The sequence below is a fragment of the Sphingobacterium sp. R2 genome, assembly GCF_040760075.1.
In the GTDB taxonomy this organism is placed as follows: domain Bacteria; phylum Bacteroidota; class Bacteroidia; order Sphingobacteriales; family Sphingobacteriaceae; genus Sphingobacterium.
In genome coordinates this window covers 4,892,549-4,911,954 of sequence record NZ_CP142884.1, presented here as the reverse complement: position 1 = coordinate 4,911,954, position 19,406 = coordinate 4,892,549, and the positions used below count along the sequence as shown (strand labels likewise).

The following is a 19,406-nucleotide window of genomic DNA, read 5'->3' as shown; positions in this document are numbered from 1 at the left end:
GTTAAATTTTTTGGATAGCAAGAATGTTTAAATGAAGGGAAATAATGTCAAAAATTGCCATCTACACAGCATAAATAATCGTTTTGACTAGTTTAGTAGGTATTAATTTGATAATTTAGTTGACAGTTGAGCATCGATTTTCTGTGCTGCAGATTACACACCTAAATATATGATACGGACATTACTGTTATTTACTTGGCTGTTGTTGACGTTTTTTTCTTATGGGCAAAACCAACCCGTAACCTTTCAACGCTATTATTCGAAGGATGGCCTTTCTTCCAATACAATCTATAGTATCTATCGCGACAGTTATGGTTTTCTTTGGTTGGGAACAGAGGATGGACTTAATCGCTTCGACGGCCGTCATTACACTGTCTACCGGTATGACGCCAATAAAGAGAATAGTTTAATGGCTAACCATATTTCGGCGTTAAAGGAAGACAGAAAGGGGCGGATATGGATCGGTACGAATGGTGGTGGATTGAGTTATTATGATCGGGAAGCCGACCGGATTCGTTCCTATAATCTTACACCCGATGGTAAATGGGTGAGTACTGCAATCAATTCGATTGACCAGGATGCGAATGGAAATATTTGGATTGCTTCTTATGGCGCTTTATATGTTTTAGATGTAAATGATCTACAAAAGAAGATGGATCCCACCTATAGGTACATTTTAGAAACGTTTGCCGGTAAAGTAACGGGCTGCGTATTCCGGGATAGACATAACAATATGTGGGTATCATCGGAGAACGCAATATACCGTATATCAGCAAACTTAAAGACCATAAAGCGTTTTGAGGTGCTTTCGGAACAGGATGGTTACGGAAATGGTATTGATATTACTTCCATTGCGGAAGATGATATAGGCAGGATTTGGATGGGATCTATGCTAGGACTTAAATATCTGACGCCTGGAGATACTGAATTCAAGAAATTTAAATCGGAGGTCGGAAAAGGAGCGTTGAGCAGCCCCCGAGTTTATACCTTATGCTACAATCAAAGGCAGGAATTATGGATCGGAACGGATAATGGTCTGGATGTATTGCATACCAATAATTTTACTGTTCGAACCTTCAAGCCCGACCCAAGTAATGTCCATAGCCTTTCTCATAAGTCGATACGTTCGATTTGTATGGATAGCAGCGGGATCTATTGGATTGGTACTTTTCAGGGGGGCTTAAATAAGTTTGATACCAATTTAAGTCAGTTTAGTTTAAAAAGCCTTGACTTTTTGGAAGGAAGGAATGGCGATCCGGCCATCGTAACCTCGTTTGCTTCCTATCAAAATAAGATCTATTTGGGAGTTGATGGTGGTGGCATTTGGAAATATGATCGAACAGCTGATCGATTATCACCTTTTGCACTTTCTGCTAGCCTGCCTAAAGATCTTACGGTACTAGCCTTGGAAAGAAAGCTCGATCAACTTTGGATCGGTACTTACCAGCAAGGGGTTATTTGTTATGATTTCACTTCTGGAAATGTCAAACGGTACACCGTTGGCAATAGGACAGATAACTTAAATAATAACGATATCTTTTGTTTAAAAGTTGACTTCGAGGGAAACACCTGGGTTGGCACAAATGGAGGTGGTGTAAACATCATCCAAAAGGGAAGTGGGATTGTCAAAAAATACAGGCGAGAGGAGCCGTCAGATAATGGGATGGAGTTGCCAGGGAACTTTATACGTGCGCTGTCGGAAGATCAAGAACATAACATGTGGATTGGTACGTATGGCTCGGGTCTAGTGATGTACGACCCCATTAAACAATATACTGTAACGTATGATAAAGCAAAAAGTAAGCTTCCAAGCAATTATATATTAGCTGTACACACCGATAAAAAAGGGAATTTGTGGGTTGGAACAAATGGAAATGGAGTGGGTTTACTGCGAAAAGGGAAGACATTGTTTGAGACTCTTTCCGAGAAAGATGGTTTAGTGAATGGTGCGATCCAAAGTATTATTGAAGACGATATGGGGCGCATTTGGTTTTCGACAAATAAAGGATTGAGTTGTTACTCTCCGGCAAATAATAAGTTTAAAAACTATTCAAATGCCGTAGGATTACAAGAAGGGGCTTTTATGCTTGGAGCATCGTTGAAAACAGATGATGGAGAAATTTACTTTGGCGGTCAGAAGGGGTTTAACCATTTTTATCCTGCTCATTTAAAAACGAATAGTAATCCTGCCAGGGTGGCACTAACGAATCTAAAAATTGACAATGTGATTATTCAACCTTCAGACAAAGGTCCAATACAACAATCGCTCTTGACCGCGGATCGTGTCAATCTGAAGTATAAGCAGAATTTTTCAATTTCTTTTGCTGCACTGAATCTCACGGTGCCCGAAGAGAACCAATATGAGTACCGCCTTGTCGGTTTTGACAAAAACTGGATTCGAAACGGAAAGGAAAATAGCGCCTATTACACGAATTTAGATCCTGGTGATTATGTCTTTGAGGTACGTGCAAGTAACAATGATGGTATTTGGAACAGGGAAATTAAATCGATAGCTATTCACGTTGCACCACCTTTTTGGCGTACAATTTATGCTTATTTATTTTATGTAATTGCTTTTGCTGGAGTACTTTTGTCTATCAGGCATCGAGGAATTCAAAAGTTAAAGCAAAAATTTGCGCTTGAGCAGGAACGTATTCAGGCGAGGCAGCTTATTGAACAGCAAAAAAGAGATGCTGAAACCAAACATCAGTTGGATGCGATGAAGATCAGGTTTTTGACCAATTTGAGTCATGAATTTCGTACCCCAATCTCTTTAATCATGGGGCCCATCGATGCGTTATTGGCCAAAAGTAAAGATGCTAAACTGGGCGATCAGCTTAATTTGATCAGCCGTAATGCCCGCCGGTTACTGAATTTGGTCAATCAGTTACTCGATTTTCGTAAAATGGAATACCATGAGCTAAAATTGCAGGACGAAGATGGTGAATTGGTGTCATTTGTACAGGAAGTATACCGCTCCTTTCAGGATATGGCTTTACAAAAAGGTATAGACTATTCCTTTATTCCCTGTCAGGAAAAATTGTATTGCCGTTTTGACCGCAATAAGATTGAACGTATTTTATTTAATTTGATCTATAATGCCTTTAAATTTACAAAAAAGGGTGGGGATATCGCCGTGAGTATAACAATGGCAAATATGGTCGATAAAAAGCTTCATGTCAATCTTGAAGTTCGTGACACAGGTATCGGAGTTCCGGAGGAGCTTCAAAAGTCCATATTTGAAAGCTTTTTCCAATACGATAATGAGGGTAAAGTGGCAAGTCAAGGTTCTGGAATTGGGCTATCGATTGCCCAATCATTTGTTCAGATGTACGATGGGGAGATTTCCGTAGACAGCCAACCGGGCAGTGGCAGTGTCTTTAAATTTGATCTGTGGTTGGATCAGGCTGAACCGCAATATGAAGAGGTGCCAGATTGTGAAGCGATAACGTCGGTACAGCCTGGTGAACTTAGACAGAGTCCTCTAGTATTGATTATTGAAGATGATGAAGATTTTAGGTATTATCTCTCCGAATCCTTAAAAGAACATTACCAGATCATTGAAGCTACTGACGGGAAGGACGGCTGGCAAAAGGCGCTTTTTCATCATCCCGATCTTGTGGTGAGCGATGTACAGATGCCTTATATGAATGGTATGGAATTTTCGCAAAAGCTTGCTCAGGATAAACGGACAAAACATATCCCGGTCGTTTTACTGACTGCTTCACATGTCGATAATGGACTTGTCTGTGGCCTTGAGTCGGGAGCAGTCGGTTACCTGACTAAGCCGTTTGATATGGATGTACTAGTCGCCAAGGTTAACAGCTTGTTGCAGCTAAATCAGGCGTTCAAGGAAGTCTATAGTAAACAGGTATCTATTTTGGCTCCAGATGTCACCATAGAATCCGAAAAGGATAAATTTTTACAAAAAGTACTCAAGTATGTCCATGATAATGTTGACAATCCACAATTATCGGTGGAAGCGCTAAGTGCCCATACGTTGATGAGCAGAGCTTCCTTGTATAACAAATTATTGGAACTTACGGGGATGTCACCCGTAGATTTTATCCGTTCAGTAAAATTAGAAAAGGCTGCGAGCTTGTTAGAAAAAAGTGATAAGTCCATTTCTGAAATTGCCTATGAAACAGGATTTGCCAATCCAAACTATTTTACAAAAGTATTCAAAGCTAAGTATCAGATGACACCGAGTGAATATATTCAATCGCAGAAAAGCGCATCTGTGTGAGCGGTATATAATAGTTGTTTAAAAGGTCGTTTTAGATCATTTTTTTAGAAGGGTATGCTGTTTTAAACATTTTTACCCTTCTTTTTTTTATTTGTTGCAATCCTATCTAGCTGAAAACTATAGTTTTGTTTTATAACCAATCGCTAGAGAGCTAGCGAATACAAAAACTAATCAACTAAAAAAAATGAAATTTTTTATCGATACAGCAAGTCTCAGTGAGATTCGCTTGGCTCAGAATTTAGGTGTCCTAGATGGAGTAACGACCAATCCTTCGCTGATGGCAAAAGAGGGAATTGCAGGAACGATTCATGTTCACGCACATTACAAAGCTATCTGTGATATTGTAGACGGTGATGTAAGTGCTGAAGTGATCTCAACTGATTACAGTTCGATGATTAAAGAGGGTATGCTCCTGGCGGCTCTAGACAATAAGATTGTGGTTAAGGTTCCGATGACCGAAGATGGTATTAAAGCGATCAAATATTTCAGTACCAACGGAATTAAGACCAACTGTACCTTGGTATTTTCCGCTGGTCAGGCGCTCTTAGCCGCTAAAGCCGGAGCAACCTATGTATCGCCTTTCGTGGGCAGACTGGATGATATATCAGTTGATGGGCTGGCACTGATCCGCGAGATACGGACGATATTTGACAATTACGATTTCCCAACCCAGATTCTAGCAGCTTCGGTACGCCACAGTGCGCATATTCTGGGCTGTGCAAAAATAGGTGCCGATGTGATGACAGGGCCCTTGCAGGCGATCTTTTCACTGTTAAAACACCCGTTAACGGATAGTGGACTAGCGCAATTTTTAGCTGATCATAAACGCGTTGCTGCGCAAAGTAACAATTGAGATGGTCATGACAAAACATAGTATACATAATTTAGAAGCTATTGTCAAACAAGTACGGAGAGATATAATCCGGATGGTGCATGCATGCCAGTCAGGACATCCCGGAGGATCGTTGGGTTGTACCGAATTGTTGGTGTGCTTATACTTTGAGTTGATGCAGCGAAACGACCATTTTGACTTGGACGGTATTGGAGAGGATCTATTTTTCCTTTCCAATGGACATATATCTCCGGTGTTTTACAGTGTTCTTGCTCGGGCAGATTATTTTCCGGTTGATGAACTCTCCACCTTCAGAAAACTCAATTCACGCCTTCAGGGACATCCTACGACGCATGAAGGACTTCCTGGTATTCGTGTTGCTTCAGGGTCTTTAGGACAGGGGCTTTCTGTCGCTATTGGTGCTGCACAGGCTAAAAAGTTAAACCATGACAATCATTTAGTGTATGTATTGATGGGGGATGGCGAATTACAGGAAGGCCAAGTATGGGAAGCGGCTATGTATGCCGCACACAACAAAATGGACAATTTGATTGCCATTGTAGATTACAATGGCGCTCAGATTGATGGTGCTACCAATGATGTGCTCTCGCTGGGCGATCTACCGCGAAAATGGATGGCATTTGGCTGGAGCGTTATTGAAGTGATGCGAGGAAATGATATTGAATCGGTGATATCGGGACTTCGAAAAGCTCAAGCTTCAACTAGCGTAGGTATGCCAGTAATGGTGTTGCTACATACGGAAATGGGTAATGGCGTCGACTTTATGATGGGTTCACATAAATGGCATGGTATTGCTCCCAACGATGAGCAACTTAGAATGGCCTTAAATCAGAATGCAGAAACATTGGGGGATTATATCGCCTAATACGCAAAGGATTTTGAAATAGATAAACATGAAAAAATATACATATACAGAGTCAAAAGACACGCGTTCGGGATTTGGAGCCGGTTTGCTTGAAGCAGGAAAGCGGGACGAAAATGTGGTCGCACTATGTGCCGACCTAATCGGTTCACTAAAAATGAACGATTTTATCAAAGCCTTTCCTGAACGCTTTTTTCAGATAGGGATTGCAGAGGCAAATATGATGGGAATCGCAGCTGGACTTACCATCGGTGGAAAAATACCTTTCACAGGAACGTTCGCTAATTTTTCAACCGGGCGAGTATACGATCAAATTCGGCAATCCATTGCTTATTCGGATAAAAACGTAAAAATAGCAGCTTCGCATGCTGGTCTGACTTTGGGCGAAGATGGAGCGACCCATCAGATATTGGAAGATATCGGATTGATGAAAATGCTTCCTGGAATGACTGTTATCAATCCTTGCGATTATAACCAGACGAAGGCCGCGACACTAGCTGCTGCTAAACACAAGGGACCAGTTTACCTGCGATTTGGTCGTCCCGTGGTGCCGGTTTTTACACCCGAAGATCAGGAATTTGTGATTGGTGAAGCCGTGATGCTGAATCCAGGCACCGCAGTGACTATATTGGCGACAGGGCATCTAGTGTGGGAAGCCATCCGTGCGGGAGAAGAGTTGGAAAAATTGGGTATTGATGCCGAAATCATTAATATTCATACCATCAAACCCCTAGACGAAAAAGCGGTACTGACTTCTGTAGCTAAGACGGGCTGTGTCGTTACCGCTGAAGAACATAACCGTATCGGTGGACTTGGCGATAGTGTCGCACAATTGCTGACGAAGAAAATGCCGAGGCCGCAGGAATATGTGGCTGTGAACGATAGCTTCGGTGAATCGGGGCCACCGAGTGCATTGATGGACAAATATGGCCTGAATGCAGACGCGATAGTAGCAGCGGCGTTACGTGTACTTAAAAGGAAAGAGGTTTAAATCAATTATATTATGAAAAAGATAATCTGCACACTATGGTGCGTTTTCTCTGTCAGCTTAATCGCTCAAGCGCAGCAGGCTGCTCCACAAGGATTTGATCTTGAGCGAGCATTGGCCTCAACTGGAAAAATAGATTCCCTAGTTTATCCTTCAAAAACTGTTGGGGTAACGAGAAAAGCTTTAATCTATACGCCGCCTGGATATCATGCTACTAAAAAATATCCTGTAGTGTACTTGCTGCATGGAATAGGTGGAGATGAAAGGGAATGGTTCAGACATGGAAACCCGCAGGTTATTTTTGATAACCTATATGCCGAGGGAAAGATGGAACCGATGCTGGTTATTATGCCGAATGGCCGCGCTATGCAGGATGACCGTGCTGGTGGTAATGTGATGGCACCTGATCGGGTTGCAGCGTTTTCGACTTTTGAACAAGATCTTCTCAATGACCTTATTCCGTATGTTGAAAATCAGTTTCCCGTTATCAAAGATCGCGAACACCGTGCGATTTTTGGGTTATCGATGGGGGGCGGTCAGGCGCTGAATTTTGGACTGGCTCATCTCGATACATTCGCCTGGGTAGGAGGCTTTTCCTCTGCGCCCAATACGAAGATGCCTCAAGAGTTGCTCCCGAATCCGCAAGATGCGAAGGAAAAGCTAAAACTACTTTGGATATCCTGTGGCGACCAGGACGGCTTGCTTGATATTAGTAAACGTACGCATGATTACCTTTCGCAACATGGGGTGCCTCATATTTATTATCTGGAGCGTGGAGGACATGATTTCAATGTGTGGAAAAATGACCTGTATAATGTTTCGCAATTAATATTTAAGGATAAAAAATAAACACTTTTTAATTAGCAATAAACCAGTACACATTTTGCCGAGCTGGGTTTAACATGGATAAATTGGTTGTTTAGGACAGAAACGGTAAAAAATAGGATGAAGAGAAATGATTAAAAGCCTTATTTGGAAGCATATTATCACATTCATTGGAATCATAACATTGCATACTACACTTTTGTTTGCGCAAAAGCGGTCGGCTTTAACCCTATGGTATGATCGGCCGGCTGATGAGAAGATATGGGAGCAGGCCTTACCGTTAGGAAATGGTCGGTTGGGTACGATGTTTTATGGAATCCCATCGTGCGAACGTATGCAGCTTAATGAGGAAACTATCTGGGCGGGTAGCCCTTATCGGAACGATAACCCCAAAGGCGGTAGGACATTAAAAACTATTCAGGATTATATATTTGACGGGAAGTCAGCTGAAGCTGAAAAGCTTGCAAATGAAACTTTCTTTACAAAGACCCATGGCATGCCTTATCAAACTGCCGGTAACATACTGTTGCGATTCCCGGGGCATGACAACTATCAGGACTATTATCGTGAACTGGATATTGAGCACGCTGTAGCGCGTTCTCATTATACAGTAGATGGGGTAACATATACCAGGGAGGTTTTCACTTCCTTTGCTGATGATGTGATCGTAATGCAGATCCGGTCGAGCAAGAAAGGAAAACTCAACTGTACCATGACGTATGAGAATGAGTCGAAGCATATTATTTTTAAAAGCGGTGATCAGCTGGTTTTAGAAGGACGAGGAACTGATCATGAGGGGGTTAAAGGAGAGGTTGTTTATCAGATCCATACGGGCGTCAACCTTACGGATGGAGCGCTAGTTGTTGAGGACCAAACGATTACTATAAAGGATGCTACTTCCATTCGTCTTTATATTTCAATTGCTAGTAATTTCAAAAATTATAAACAGTTGGGATCGGATCCCTTCAAGGAGGCCACGGAAAGGTTGCGAAAGGCAATGAGTAAGGATTATCAGCTCGCTTTTCAGCAGCATAAAGCCACTTACAATAAGCAGTTCAACCGTTTTCAACTGCATTTGGGCAGCGTCAACAATGAACAGCAACAGCCTATTTCAACACGAATTGCAAATTTTGCCCGTACGCAGGATCCAGCGCTAGTGACCCTATTGGCTCAATTCGGTCGATATTTGCTTATCTGTTCTTCGCAGCCAGGTGGCCAACCTGCTAACCTACAAGGCATCTGGAACCGCTCCATGCAGCCCGCTTGGGATAGTAAATATACAATCAATATCAACACGGAAATGAACTATTGGCCTGCGAATGTAACTAACCTTTCCGGGACCCTTCAGCCATTATTTTCTATGATTAAAGAACTCAGTGAAAGTGGAAGAGAAACGGCAAAAACAATGTACAATGCTTCTGGTTGGGTAGCTCACCATAATACAGATATTTGGCGTGTGACGAGTCCTATTGATTTTGCGGCAGCTGGAATGTGGCCCAGTGGGGGGCTGTGGTTGTCGCAACACGTATGGGAGCATTACCTTTTTACGGGAGATCGTTTTTTTTTAAAGCAATATTACCCCACTATGAAGGGCGCTTGTGATTTTCTTTTGTCTACACTTATAATACATCGTGGATATCCAGATCAGCAATGGCTTGTTTTGAGCCCTTCAATTTCGCCCGAACAAGGCCCACTCGCTGCAGGGGTGACGATGGATAACCAGCTGTGTTATGACATGCTCACTCGGACCGCTTTGGCTGCAGACGTGCTGGGTATCGATTCTAGCTACAGGGATACATTGCTAAATACGGCTCGCCGCATTCCACCGATGCATATCGGTCGATATAACCAGCTACAAGAATGGATGGAAGATGTGGATGATCCCCAAAATCAACATCGGCATATTTCACACCTATATGGCTTATTTCCAGGGAACCAAATTTCACCTTTTGATACACCTGAATTGTTTGAAGCAGCGCGTAATTCATTGATTTATCGCGGGGATTTCGCAACAGGATGGTCGATCGGCTGGAAAATAAACTTATGGGCCCGTCTTTTGGATGGAAACCATGCGTACGAAATTATAAAAAATATGCTGACCCTTTCTGATGAAAAACATCCAGATGGACGTACCTATCCTAATCTTTTTACAGCACATCCCCCATTTCAGATAGATGGTAATTTTGGGCTAACAGCAGGTGTGGCAGAAATGCTGATCCAAAGTCACGATGGTGCTGTTCATCTTCTGCCAGCGATTCCCGATCGATGGGGCGACGGATGGGTAAAAGGCATAAACGCACGTGGGGGATTTGAAATTGAAATGCAGTGGAAAAAAGGAACGATAAAGGAAGTCAGGATATTTTCTGCTTTAGGTGGCATGTTGCGGCTTCGTACAGCTTCGGCATTGGAAGGGTCTGGAATTCAACTCGCAAAAGGTCATCTGAGCAATGCTCTTCTTGCTTCAATACGAACACCAAAACCTATCCAGTCAGCTGAATCACATCTGAAAGGAATTAAATTACCACACTATTACGAATACGACGTGCTGACCGTACCCGGGGAATACTACACTTTTACGGCTTACTGAATTCCTGTGACCATTTAATTATTTTATTATGTTAAGAATTAAAATTAGTGCTTTTGTCTGTGGCTTTATGATCCTGTTTTTGGATTCATTAGCGCAGCAAGCCCGTAATCCAATCATCTTTGCCGATGTACCCGATATGTCCATGATACGCGTTGGTGATACCTATTACATGAGCAGCACCACCATGCACATGAGCCCTGGGGTTCCGATAATGAAATCCAAAGATCTCGTCAATTGGACTTTGGTTAATTATGTGTATGATCGCCTTGGAGATCAGGATGAACTCAATTTGTCGAATCAGAAGAATGCGTATGGGCACGGTTCTTGGGCAAGCAGTTTACGCTTTCATGATGGACAGTACTATGTAAGTACATTTTCTTCCAATACAGGTAAAACACATGTCTATCGCGCGGCAGATATTGAGGAAGGAAATTGGGTTTCTACCGAGTTTAGTCCAATGATGCATGATCATAGTTTATTCATTGACCAAGGAAAAAATTATATGATCTGGGGTAGCGGACGGATCCATATTGCTGAATTGTCGCCCGACTTTTCAGGCATTAAAGCTGGGACAGAACGCGTGTTAATAGATGATGCTTCTTTACCTGCTAAGCCTAATGAAGGTAAAGTGGGGCTGCCTGCTGAGGGGTCCCAAATGTTTAAGATCAATGGTTTTTATTACCTTTTTAATATTTCATGGCCCGCTGGAGGAATGCGCACGGTCATTGTCCATCGGGCAAGTCAACTGGAAGGTCCGTATGAAGGGAAAGTGGTTTTGCAGGATCAAGGTGTGGCCCAAGGGGGGCTGATTGATATGCCGGACGGCAAATGGTATGCGTATCTGTTTCAGGATTATGGCGCTGTAGGACGTATTCCATTTTTGGTCCCTGTCACATGGGAAGATGGGTGGCCCGTGCTCGGTATCGGCGGAAAAGTGCCGGCTGCCTTAAATCTACCTGTAAATAAAAGTTTAATTCCCGGAATCGTTAACTCCGATGATTTTGACCGGATACCCGGAGATAAGCCTCTTCCTCTGGTGTGGCAGTGGAACCATAATCCAGACAATAATCTATGGTCTGTCACAGCGCGAACGGGTTTTCTGAGAATGCATACTCGCGATCTTACCGATGATTTTCTCTCGGCCAAAAACACCCTTACCCAGCGTACCGTCGGGCCGACTTGCAGTGCCGCTATTGCTATAGAGGTTGCTAACATGAAAGATGGTGATTTTGCAGGCCTATCGCTATTGCAAAAAAATTATGGGTTAGTTGGTGTCCGTATGGAAGGAAATACAAAATCATTGGTGATGATCAATGCGACGACAGGCGTACCGCAAGAGGTGGCTACGGTTGGCCTCAAACAGCAGCGCATCTATCTTAAAGCAAGCTGTGACTTTACAAACAAAAGAGATCTCGCTCAATTTTTTTATAGTACCGATGGGCGCAATTGGAACAGGATAGGCAATGAGTTAAAAATGAGTTATACCATTCCTCATTTTATGGGCTATCGGTTCGGACTATTCAACTATGCGGCTAAAGCCGCTGGTGGCTATGTAGATTTTGATTATTTTCATTTGACGGCAAATTAAGATGATATGATGAAACGTTTTTTTATACAATCCCAATTCGGATTTTTGATCTTATTCTTGGTTATGGTGGGTAAATTAAGGGCACAAAACCCCATTGTTCAGACTGCTTACACTGCGGATCCCGCCCCTCTGGTGTATAACAACCGACTTTATCTGTATACTACACAAGATGAAGAAGAATCCACCTGGTTTAACATGAACAATTGGCGTGTGTATTCAACCGATGATATGGTAAATTGGACCGATCATGGTGCAATTCTTTCTTATACAGATTTTGAATGGGCAAAAGGGGATGCTTGGGCGGCCCAATGTGTTGAAAAAAATGGTAAATTTTATCTTTATGTACCTGTCATTTCCAAAGTGAACAATCGAGGTGCGATTGGCGTTGCTGTCGGAGATAGCCCATTGGGACCATTTTACGATCCTCTTGGAAAACCATTACTGCAAACCGAATGGGGAGATATCGACCCTACAGTGTTTATTGATGATGACGGCCAAGCTCATATGTATTGGGGTAATCCCCAGCTGAAATATGTTAAGCTGAATGAAGATATGATCTCCTATAAAGGTGATATTGTTGAGGTTCCCATGACTGCAGCATCGTTCGGAAAGAGGGAAGGAGACCCGAAACGACCTACGACCTATGAGGAAGGGCCTTGGTTGTATAAAAGAAATAGTTTGTATTATCTTTTTTGGCCGGGAGGTCCTTTGCCTGAATTTATTGGTTATTCCACAAGTGATAAAGCTGAGGGACCTTGGAAGTACGGGGGTATAATCATGCCTGCGGAAGGAAAAGCCTTTACAAATCATCCTGGCGTTGTCGATTTTAAAGGGAAAACCTATTTCTTTTACCATAATGGTGCCTTACCTGGAGGGGGGGGCTTTACCCGATCTGTCGCTGTTCAGGAACTGAATTTTAATCCAGACGGCAGTATAGATCCGATGAAAATGACGAGCGGAATTACTCAAGCGACCGGCAAAGTGAATCCCTATGAACTTCATCAGGCTGAAACGATCGCTTGGTCCGAACACGTTAAATCCTACCAAAATAAAAAGGTGGGTGTTTTTATAAAGGCAAAAAAAGATGGCGCTTTCACCTGTGTGAAGAATGTTGACTTTGGCGCGAAGGGAGCGCGTAATTTTCTTGCACGGGTAGGAACTACTCATAATGGAGGTATCCGTATGGAAGTACGCTCGGGAGCGGTTGATGGAGCGTTGTTAGCTACGATACAGGTGCCCATGACGGGAGGAGATGACAGATGGACTACAGTTGAGACTGCGCTGTCGGATAAAGTATCGGGACTACACGATCTATATTTTGTTTTTAAAGGTAAGGCACCATCGAATATCCTGTTTTTCGATTGCTGGAAATTTGGGAGGTAAGATAGTAACGTGACGCAAAGTAATTTGAGCCAATAGAAAAAATGCAACAGCATACAAGATATCTCAGCGATTTAAAAAAATTAATTTACTCAATTTATGAAGGGACTAAATATTATCTTAAAAAAACGGACAATGGTATTTTTATTATCCGTTACAGGAATTTTATCAGCATCAACAGCACTTGGACAGCAACAAAATCACCTCAACGATCCTAGTAAGGGCTTTGTGCACCAGTCTATAGGAAATCCTTACCTACCGCTATGGGAGCATCTTCCGGATGGCGAACCCCGTGTTTTCGAAGATCCTGACCAGCCCGGGAAATATCGTGCTTACATCATTGGTTCCCATGACTTACGTTTTAGCAGTTATTGTGGGCCTGACATTAGAATGTGGTCAGCTCCTATTGAAAATTTGAGCAGCTGGCGGGATGAGGGTGCTATTTTTACTTACGCGATCGATGGTAAATGGGATGTGATGTACGCGCCAGATCTTGTTGAGGTTAAGCGAAAAGATGGAAAAAAGGATTACTACTTGTTTCCCCATAGCAGGGGTGAGGGTCGTGAAGCAATGGTTGTTAAAGGCGATAGGCCTAATGGACCCTTTAAACCTATCAATCTGACTGAAGATGGCAAGCGTACTTTGCCTGGAAGTATCTTAGGATTTGATCCTGCCATTTATATCGAATACGTTACGGACCCTCAAGATCCTGATTTTGAGATTGGATTCCGGGCATATGGTTTTTGGGGATTCCAACGCTCGATGGCTGCACAATTGGATCAGAAAACAATGTATTCGTTGAGGCCCGGTACAAAGGTGATTAATTATTTATTGCCAGCAAGTGCGCGATATGGCGAATTACGCGATCCAAAAGGAACTTCCTATCCTCATATTTTCGAAGGTGAGGATTTGGGAACCTTTAATTTTTTCGAAGCATCATCCATTCGTAAAGTGGGAAACAAGTATGTTTCGGTATATAGTGGTTACTCCGGCCCGGAATATGGTGTAGGAAGTTCAAATTCAACTTTGCGTTATGCGGTAGCGGACTCACCATTAGGACCATGGAAGAGCGGTGGCGTTTTAGTCGATTCACGCGCGCCAGTGTTAAACAAGGATGGATCTGCTATCGAAACGAGTAATGCCGGTCATAACACACATGGTAGTATCGAACTGATCAATGGACAATGGTATGTATTTTACCATAGACCACCACGCGGATTTGGTTTTGCACGTCAGGCGGTGGTTGAACCTATCAAAGTATCTTGGGATGAGAAAAGTGTCAAAGATGGTGGAATGGTGTCCTTAAGAGCGTTCGATCCTTTTCAAGAAAATTTGACTATTAAAGATAAACAGGGCAAAGAGTATAAAGGTGCAGAGGTGACATCGGAAGGATTTCATTTTTATGGATTAAATCCCTATCAGTATTATTCGGCTGGATATGCTTGCTACCTTTCTGATATCAGTTTGCAACAGGATTCATGGGATGTATGGGATAATCATATGCCGGTGACAAATATGAAAAACGGAAATATTGCAGGTTTTAAATATTTCGGATTTGGAGGTTTAGATCAGGATAAGTTTGGATTGAAAGCTTTTGAGGGGACTAAAATTGGAAATCAAACTGCTTTTAATGTGTTTATTACCCCAAAAACAAAAGCTGCATTTAAGGTCAACGTGTGGTTAGATGGCCCGTGGGATAACGAAACCTGGAAAGGTAAGCGAATTGCCCAAATTTCTGTTCCAGCGAATTCTGTGGCAGAAGTCAAGCAATTCACCGTCGACGTATCCAAATTTGTAGATCAATTGGACGGTAAACACGCGTTATTTTTGGTTGCTGAGGGTGAGGAAGGAAAGCCGCTTTTCGATTTTATAGGCCTCGGATTTAGTTCAAAAGACAAAAAAATTGAACGTCCAATACCACCTTCGGTCACCATTACAGTAAATGGGACCAAACTAGCTTTACCATCCATCCCTGTGCGATCTACGAATGAGAACGGTATTATCGGTTATCATGTTTATGAAGTTTCCTTTCCGATGAAAGCAAAGGGTAAAAACATGCCTCTGGTAAAAGCGACTGCTGATAATCCTGAAGTTAAGATTAAAGTGAACCAAGCCACTTCGTCGACAGGTTACGCTCAAGTTGATTGCGTTTATAGGGGGCAAACCAAAAGCTATGTGGTAAAATATACTGAGAATTAAACAATAAAAGCTAAGCAGCTTAATAGCAAGTGGAAATGGGCTGTCCAAAAAAGTTTGGGCAGCCTATATTTTTCATGTTATCTAATACATTACCCTATCATTGCTGCTATCTGCATATTGACAGTTAGATTTGTTTTTAAGAAAGTTCTTTTTTAGAATAACGACTTAGTAATCACGATGACGATTTCTTTCGGTTTATTCTTTGTTAAGCGTGATTTTTAAACATTTTTATTGGAATATAAAACATTTGTAATGGGTAATGAAAAAAAGCTACTTGTAATTTTACTATTGTAATACAACTAATCGAATAACCAATTATATGGACCAAAATAGGACAGAAGTGAAGCCTTTCAAAGGTTTTTACAAGCTTTCAACGAAGCAGCGCGTAGGGTTTGGTGCTGGGGATCTCGCACAGAATCTCATTTACCAGACTGTTTCAATGTATCTACTGATTTTTTATACCAATGTTTATGGGATCTCTGCAGCTTCTGCGGGAGTGATGTTTCTCATTGTTCGAATTGTCGATGTACTTTGGGATCCCATTGTGGGCGCATTTGTTGATAAAAGAAACCCTCGAATGGGAAAGTATAGGTCTTATTTGGTGCTGGGAGGAATTCCTTTAACAGGATTTGCAATTTTGTGTTTTTGGAATGGCTTTTCGGGATCTTTAACCTATGCTTATATCACCTATGTTGGTTTATCGATGTTGTACACATTGGTGAATGTTCCGTATGGTGCCTTAAATGCCTCCTTGACCAGAGATACGGATGAGGTTACAAAACTAACGTCTACACGTATGTTTATGGCGAACGTGGGGGGGCTGGCCGTTGGATATGGCGTACCACTCGTCGTAAAGTATTTCTCTCCAGATGGAAAGATAAACTCGAAAGATTCTGCCGAAGCCTGGTTTACAACGATGCTGATTTATGCTTTAGTTGGATTAGTGCTTTTAATCTTTTGCTTTTCACAAACAAAAGAACGTGTCATTATGGATGAGAAAGATACAGATAATGTCCAGGTTTCCGACCTGTGGCGAGAATTTAAGCATAATCGCCCTTTGCGTATTTTGGCATTTTTTTTCATTACTGCATTTGCTATGATGGCAATCGGAAACTCGGCAGGATCATACTACATGATTTATAATGTACATGCTCCAGATATGTTACCATATTTTATGGCATTAGGATCTTTGCCTGCTTTTATTTTTATGCCTTTAGTGCCAGCGATCAAACGCGCAATTGGTAAAAAGCAGATGTTCTATGTTTTCCTGACTATTGCAATCCTAGGAATGCTGATGCTATATGTCATTTCATCCAATGAAAGCCTCAAAGGAAATATTGTTTTGGTATTGACTGCTCAGTTTATCAAATCGACTGGAGTAATTGTCGCAACGGGATATATGTGGGCGCTCGTTCCTGAGGTCATTTCCTATGGCGAATATAAAACTGGGAAGCGTATTTCTGGTATTGTCAATGCACTTACCGGTATTTTTTACAAAGCTGGGATGGCTCTTGGGGGTGTGGTACCGGGGCTGGTGTTGGCATATGTTAACTTTGATAAAGATAATGCAACAGTCCAGTCAGCACGTGCTGAAATGGGAATTCTATGGTTGGTAGCCATTATTCCAGCGATACTCTTGCTAGTGGCCATGTATGTTATTTCCAAATACGAACTGGACGATAGGACTATTGATGCGATCAATCAGGACATAGAGTCTAGACATACTTATTAATTAAAAAATAAATCATGAAGATGTTAAAAACTATTGTTGTGGCTGTAGCGGCCTTACTATCAAATCTATCTGCTTCAGCTGCTTTGCAAAAACTGAAGCTGGCACCTGATTCGTTGACTTTGAAGGATGCATTTGAAGGTAAGTTTTTTATAGGAACGGCTTTAAACCTTGATCAAATCTGGGAGCGGGATGCTGCCGCAGTAGCGGTCGTCAAAAAACATTTCAATTCCATTGTAGCGGAAAATTGTATGAAAAGTATGTTCCTGCAGCCGCAGGAAGGCGTGTTCGATTTTAAAGATGCGGATCGTTTCGTATTGTTTGGAGAAAAAAATAAAATGCAGATTATTGGGCATACGCTCATCTGGCATTCCCAAACACCAGATTGGTTTTTTGTGGATAAAAATGGGAAAGAGGTGACCCGAGAGGTACTTATAGCACGCATGCAAAAGCATATTCATACCGTAGTATCACGCTATAAAGGACGGGTGCACGGATGGGATGTGGTGAACGAGGCCATATTGGATAATGGAGAGTGGCGCAAAAGTAAATTTTACGATATTATTGGTCCTCAGTTTATTGAATTGGCATTTAAATTTGCACATGAGGCAGATCCAAATGCGGAGTTATATTATAATGATTATTCAACCGCCGTTCCTGAAAAAAGAAAGGGCATTATTAAAATGATTCGTCAAGTAAAAGCAGCGGGTGGTCGCGTTAGCGGAATTGGTATGCAAGAGCACAATGCACTGGATAATCCACCTATTGATGAGGTCGAAAAAACTATACTCGGATTTGCGGGACTTGATGCGAAAGTAATGGTTACTGAAATGGATATTTCGGTTTTGCCGCATGCTCGACCTAATATGGGCGCCGAAATTGGAGAGCAATATGCTTATACCAAGGAGATGAATCCATACGAAAAAGGGCTGCCGGCAGCGAAAATGGATGAGTTGGGGAGGCGATACGTAGCGTTCTTTAAATTATACCTCAAACATAAGGATAAAATATCGCGTGTGACGTTGTGGGGTGTTGGTGACGGAGATTCATGGAAGAATGGTTGGCCTATTCCGGGACGTACAGACTATCCATTATTATTTGACCGGAATTATCAGCCTAAGCCCTTTTTAAAAGATATCACTTCATTAACACAAAAAAAAAAGAAATAGTAAGCATGAATAAGAGCAAGTATTTGTATCCCAAAGATTATATGGCTGATCCATCAGCACATGTTTTTGAAAATAAAATTTACATTTATCCCTCTCATGATCGAGAAAGTGGAATACCGGAAAATGACAATGGAGACCATTTCGATATGCAGGATTACCACGTATTTTCTCTGGAGGATATTCAGGGGGATGTGGTTGATCATGGTAAGGTGTTAGATGTAAAAGACATTCCTTGGGCTGGTCGTCAGCTTTGGGATTCAGATGTGACGGAGAAAAACGGAAAGTACTATATGTATTTTTCCATGAAGGATAAAAATGATGTTTTCAGGCTTGGTGTCGCTGTTGCAAGTCAGCCCTATGGGCCATTTGTTCCACAGGAGCATCCAATTAAGGGTAGTTATAGTATTGATCCTTGTGCATTTAAAGATACTACCGGAGCGTATTATCTATATTTTGGTGGTATTTGGGGGGGGCAGCTCCAATTCTATCGAAATAATAAGATTATATCACCCAATGAATTGCCTCAAGATCACGAAGATGCTTTGTCTCCAAAAGTTGTGAAGCTGTCTGCTGATATGCTTGAATTTTCGGAAGAGCCAAAGGATCTTGTTATTTTGGATAAAAATGGCATCCCATTGAAACATGGTGATACGGAAAAGCGATTTTTTGAAGCTTCTTGGATGCACAAATATCGAGGGAAATACTATTTTTCCTACTCTACTGGAGATAGTCATTTAATCTGTTATGCCACTGGAGACAATCCATATGGTCCATTTACCTATCAGGGTGTAATTCTATCACCAGTGGTCGGTTGGACCACGCATCATAGTATCTTGGAATTCAAAGGTAAATGGTATCTATTTTATCATGATTCAGTTCCCTCAGGAGGAAAGACCTGGTTGAGAAGCATGAAAGTTATTGAGTTAACATATGATGAGAACGGTCACATGATAACAATTGATGGATTGTCGTCGTAGATG

12 protein-coding genes are annotated in these 19,406 nt (G+C 41.9%); all 12 read left to right on the top strand.

Features of this window, described 5'->3' with window-relative positions:
- The first annotated feature begins 169 nt into the window (after positions 1-169).
- A complete protein-coding gene (locus VXM68_RS20660; protein ID WP_367209865.1) occupies positions 170-4,246 on the top strand; it encodes a two-component regulator propeller domain-containing protein in 4,077 nt (1,358 codons plus the stop codon).
- A gap of 184 nt (positions 4,247-4,430) precedes the next feature.
- Positions 4,431-5,099 carry a fructose-6-phosphate aldolase gene (fsa, locus tag VXM68_RS20655; RefSeq protein ID WP_367209864.1) on the top strand — a complete coding sequence of 223 codons (669 nt, stop codon included), beginning with the start codon at positions 4,431-4,433 and terminating at the stop codon, positions 5,097-5,099.
- 7 nt (positions 5,100-5,106) lie between these two features.
- Positions 5,107-5,964 (top strand): transketolase, encoded by an 858-nt coding sequence (locus VXM68_RS20650; RefSeq protein ID WP_367209863.1) that lies wholly within the window; start codon positions 5,107-5,109, stop codon positions 5,962-5,964.
- A gap of 28 nt (positions 5,965-5,992) precedes the next feature.
- Complete coding sequence (locus VXM68_RS20645; protein WP_367209862.1) at positions 5,993-6,952, top strand: transketolase family protein; 960 nt, start codon at positions 5,993-5,995, stop codon at positions 6,950-6,952.
- Positions 6,953-6,964: 12 nt separating this feature from the next.
- The gene (locus VXM68_RS20640; RefSeq protein ID WP_367209861.1) at positions 6,965-7,798 is read left to right on the top strand and encodes an alpha/beta hydrolase; all 834 of its coding nucleotides are present in this window, start codon (positions 6,965-6,967) and stop codon (positions 7,796-7,798) included.
- Between the two features lie 106 nt (positions 7,799-7,904).
- Entirely contained in the window at positions 7,905-10,361 is a 2,457-nt protein-coding gene (locus VXM68_RS20635; protein ID WP_367209860.1) for a glycoside hydrolase N-terminal domain-containing protein, read from the top strand.
- Positions 10,362-10,389: 28 nt separating this feature from the next.
- Entirely contained in the window at positions 10,390-11,949 is a 1,560-nt protein-coding gene (locus VXM68_RS20630; protein ID WP_367209859.1) for a glycoside hydrolase 43 family protein, read from the top strand.
- Between the two features lie 6 nt (positions 11,950-11,955).
- Entirely contained in the window at positions 11,956-13,332 is a 1,377-nt protein-coding gene (locus tag VXM68_RS20625; protein ID WP_367209858.1) for a glycoside hydrolase family 43 protein, read from the top strand.
- A gap of 132 nt (positions 13,333-13,464) precedes the next feature.
- Complete coding sequence (locus VXM68_RS20620) at positions 13,465-15,528, top strand: hypothetical protein (RefSeq protein ID WP_293954444.1); 2,064 nt, start codon at positions 13,465-13,467, stop codon at positions 15,526-15,528.
- Between the two features lie 319 nt (positions 15,529-15,847).
- Positions 15,848-17,260, top strand: coding sequence for an MFS transporter (locus VXM68_RS20615; protein ID WP_367209857.1), 1,413 nt, complete (start codon positions 15,848-15,850; stop codon positions 17,258-17,260).
- A 14-nt stretch (positions 17,261-17,274) separates the two neighbouring features.
- A complete protein-coding gene (locus VXM68_RS20610) occupies positions 17,275-18,426 on the top strand; it encodes an endo-1,4-beta-xylanase (RefSeq protein ID WP_367209856.1) in 1,152 nt (383 codons plus the stop codon).
- A gap of 5 nt (positions 18,427-18,431) precedes the next feature.
- Positions 18,432-19,403: a glycoside hydrolase family 43 protein gene (locus tag VXM68_RS20605; protein WP_293954450.1), complete on the top strand. Its 972-nt coding sequence runs from the start codon at positions 18,432-18,434 to the stop codon at positions 19,401-19,403.
- The last annotated feature ends 3 nt before the right edge of the window (positions 19,404-19,406 follow it).

Excerpts from the sequence above, each read along its gene's own strand:
- VXM68_RS20660 (WP_367209865.1), top strand. The coding sequence starts at position 170 with ATGATACGGACATTACTGTTATTTACTTGGCTGTTGTTGACGTTTTTT.
- fsa (WP_367209864.1), top strand. The coding sequence starts at position 4,431 with ATGAAATTTTTTATCGATACAGCAAGTCTCAGTGAGATTCGCTTGGCT.
- VXM68_RS20650 (WP_367209863.1), top strand. The coding sequence starts at position 5,107 with ATGACAAAACATAGTATACATAATTTAGAAGCTATTGTCAAACAAGTA.
- VXM68_RS20645 (WP_367209862.1), top strand. The coding sequence starts at position 5,993 with ATGAAAAAATATACATATACAGAGTCAAAAGACACGCGTTCGGGATTT.
- VXM68_RS20640 (WP_367209861.1), top strand. The coding sequence starts at position 6,965 with ATGAAAAAGATAATCTGCACACTATGGTGCGTTTTCTCTGTCAGCTTA.
- VXM68_RS20635 (WP_367209860.1), top strand. The coding sequence starts at position 7,905 with ATGATTAAAAGCCTTATTTGGAAGCATATTATCACATTCATTGGAATC.
- VXM68_RS20630 (WP_367209859.1), top strand. The coding sequence starts at position 10,390 with ATGTTAAGAATTAAAATTAGTGCTTTTGTCTGTGGCTTTATGATCCTG.
- VXM68_RS20625 (WP_367209858.1), top strand. The coding sequence starts at position 11,956 with ATGATGAAACGTTTTTTTATACAATCCCAATTCGGATTTTTGATCTTA.
- VXM68_RS20620 (WP_293954444.1), top strand. The coding sequence starts at position 13,465 with ATGGTATTTTTATTATCCGTTACAGGAATTTTATCAGCATCAACAGCA.
- VXM68_RS20615 (WP_367209857.1), top strand. The coding sequence starts at position 15,848 with ATGGACCAAAATAGGACAGAAGTGAAGCCTTTCAAAGGTTTTTACAAG.
- VXM68_RS20610 (WP_367209856.1), top strand. The coding sequence starts at position 17,275 with ATGAAGATGTTAAAAACTATTGTTGTGGCTGTAGCGGCCTTACTATCA.
- VXM68_RS20605 (WP_293954450.1), top strand. The coding sequence starts at position 18,432 with ATGAATAAGAGCAAGTATTTGTATCCCAAAGATTATATGGCTGATCCA.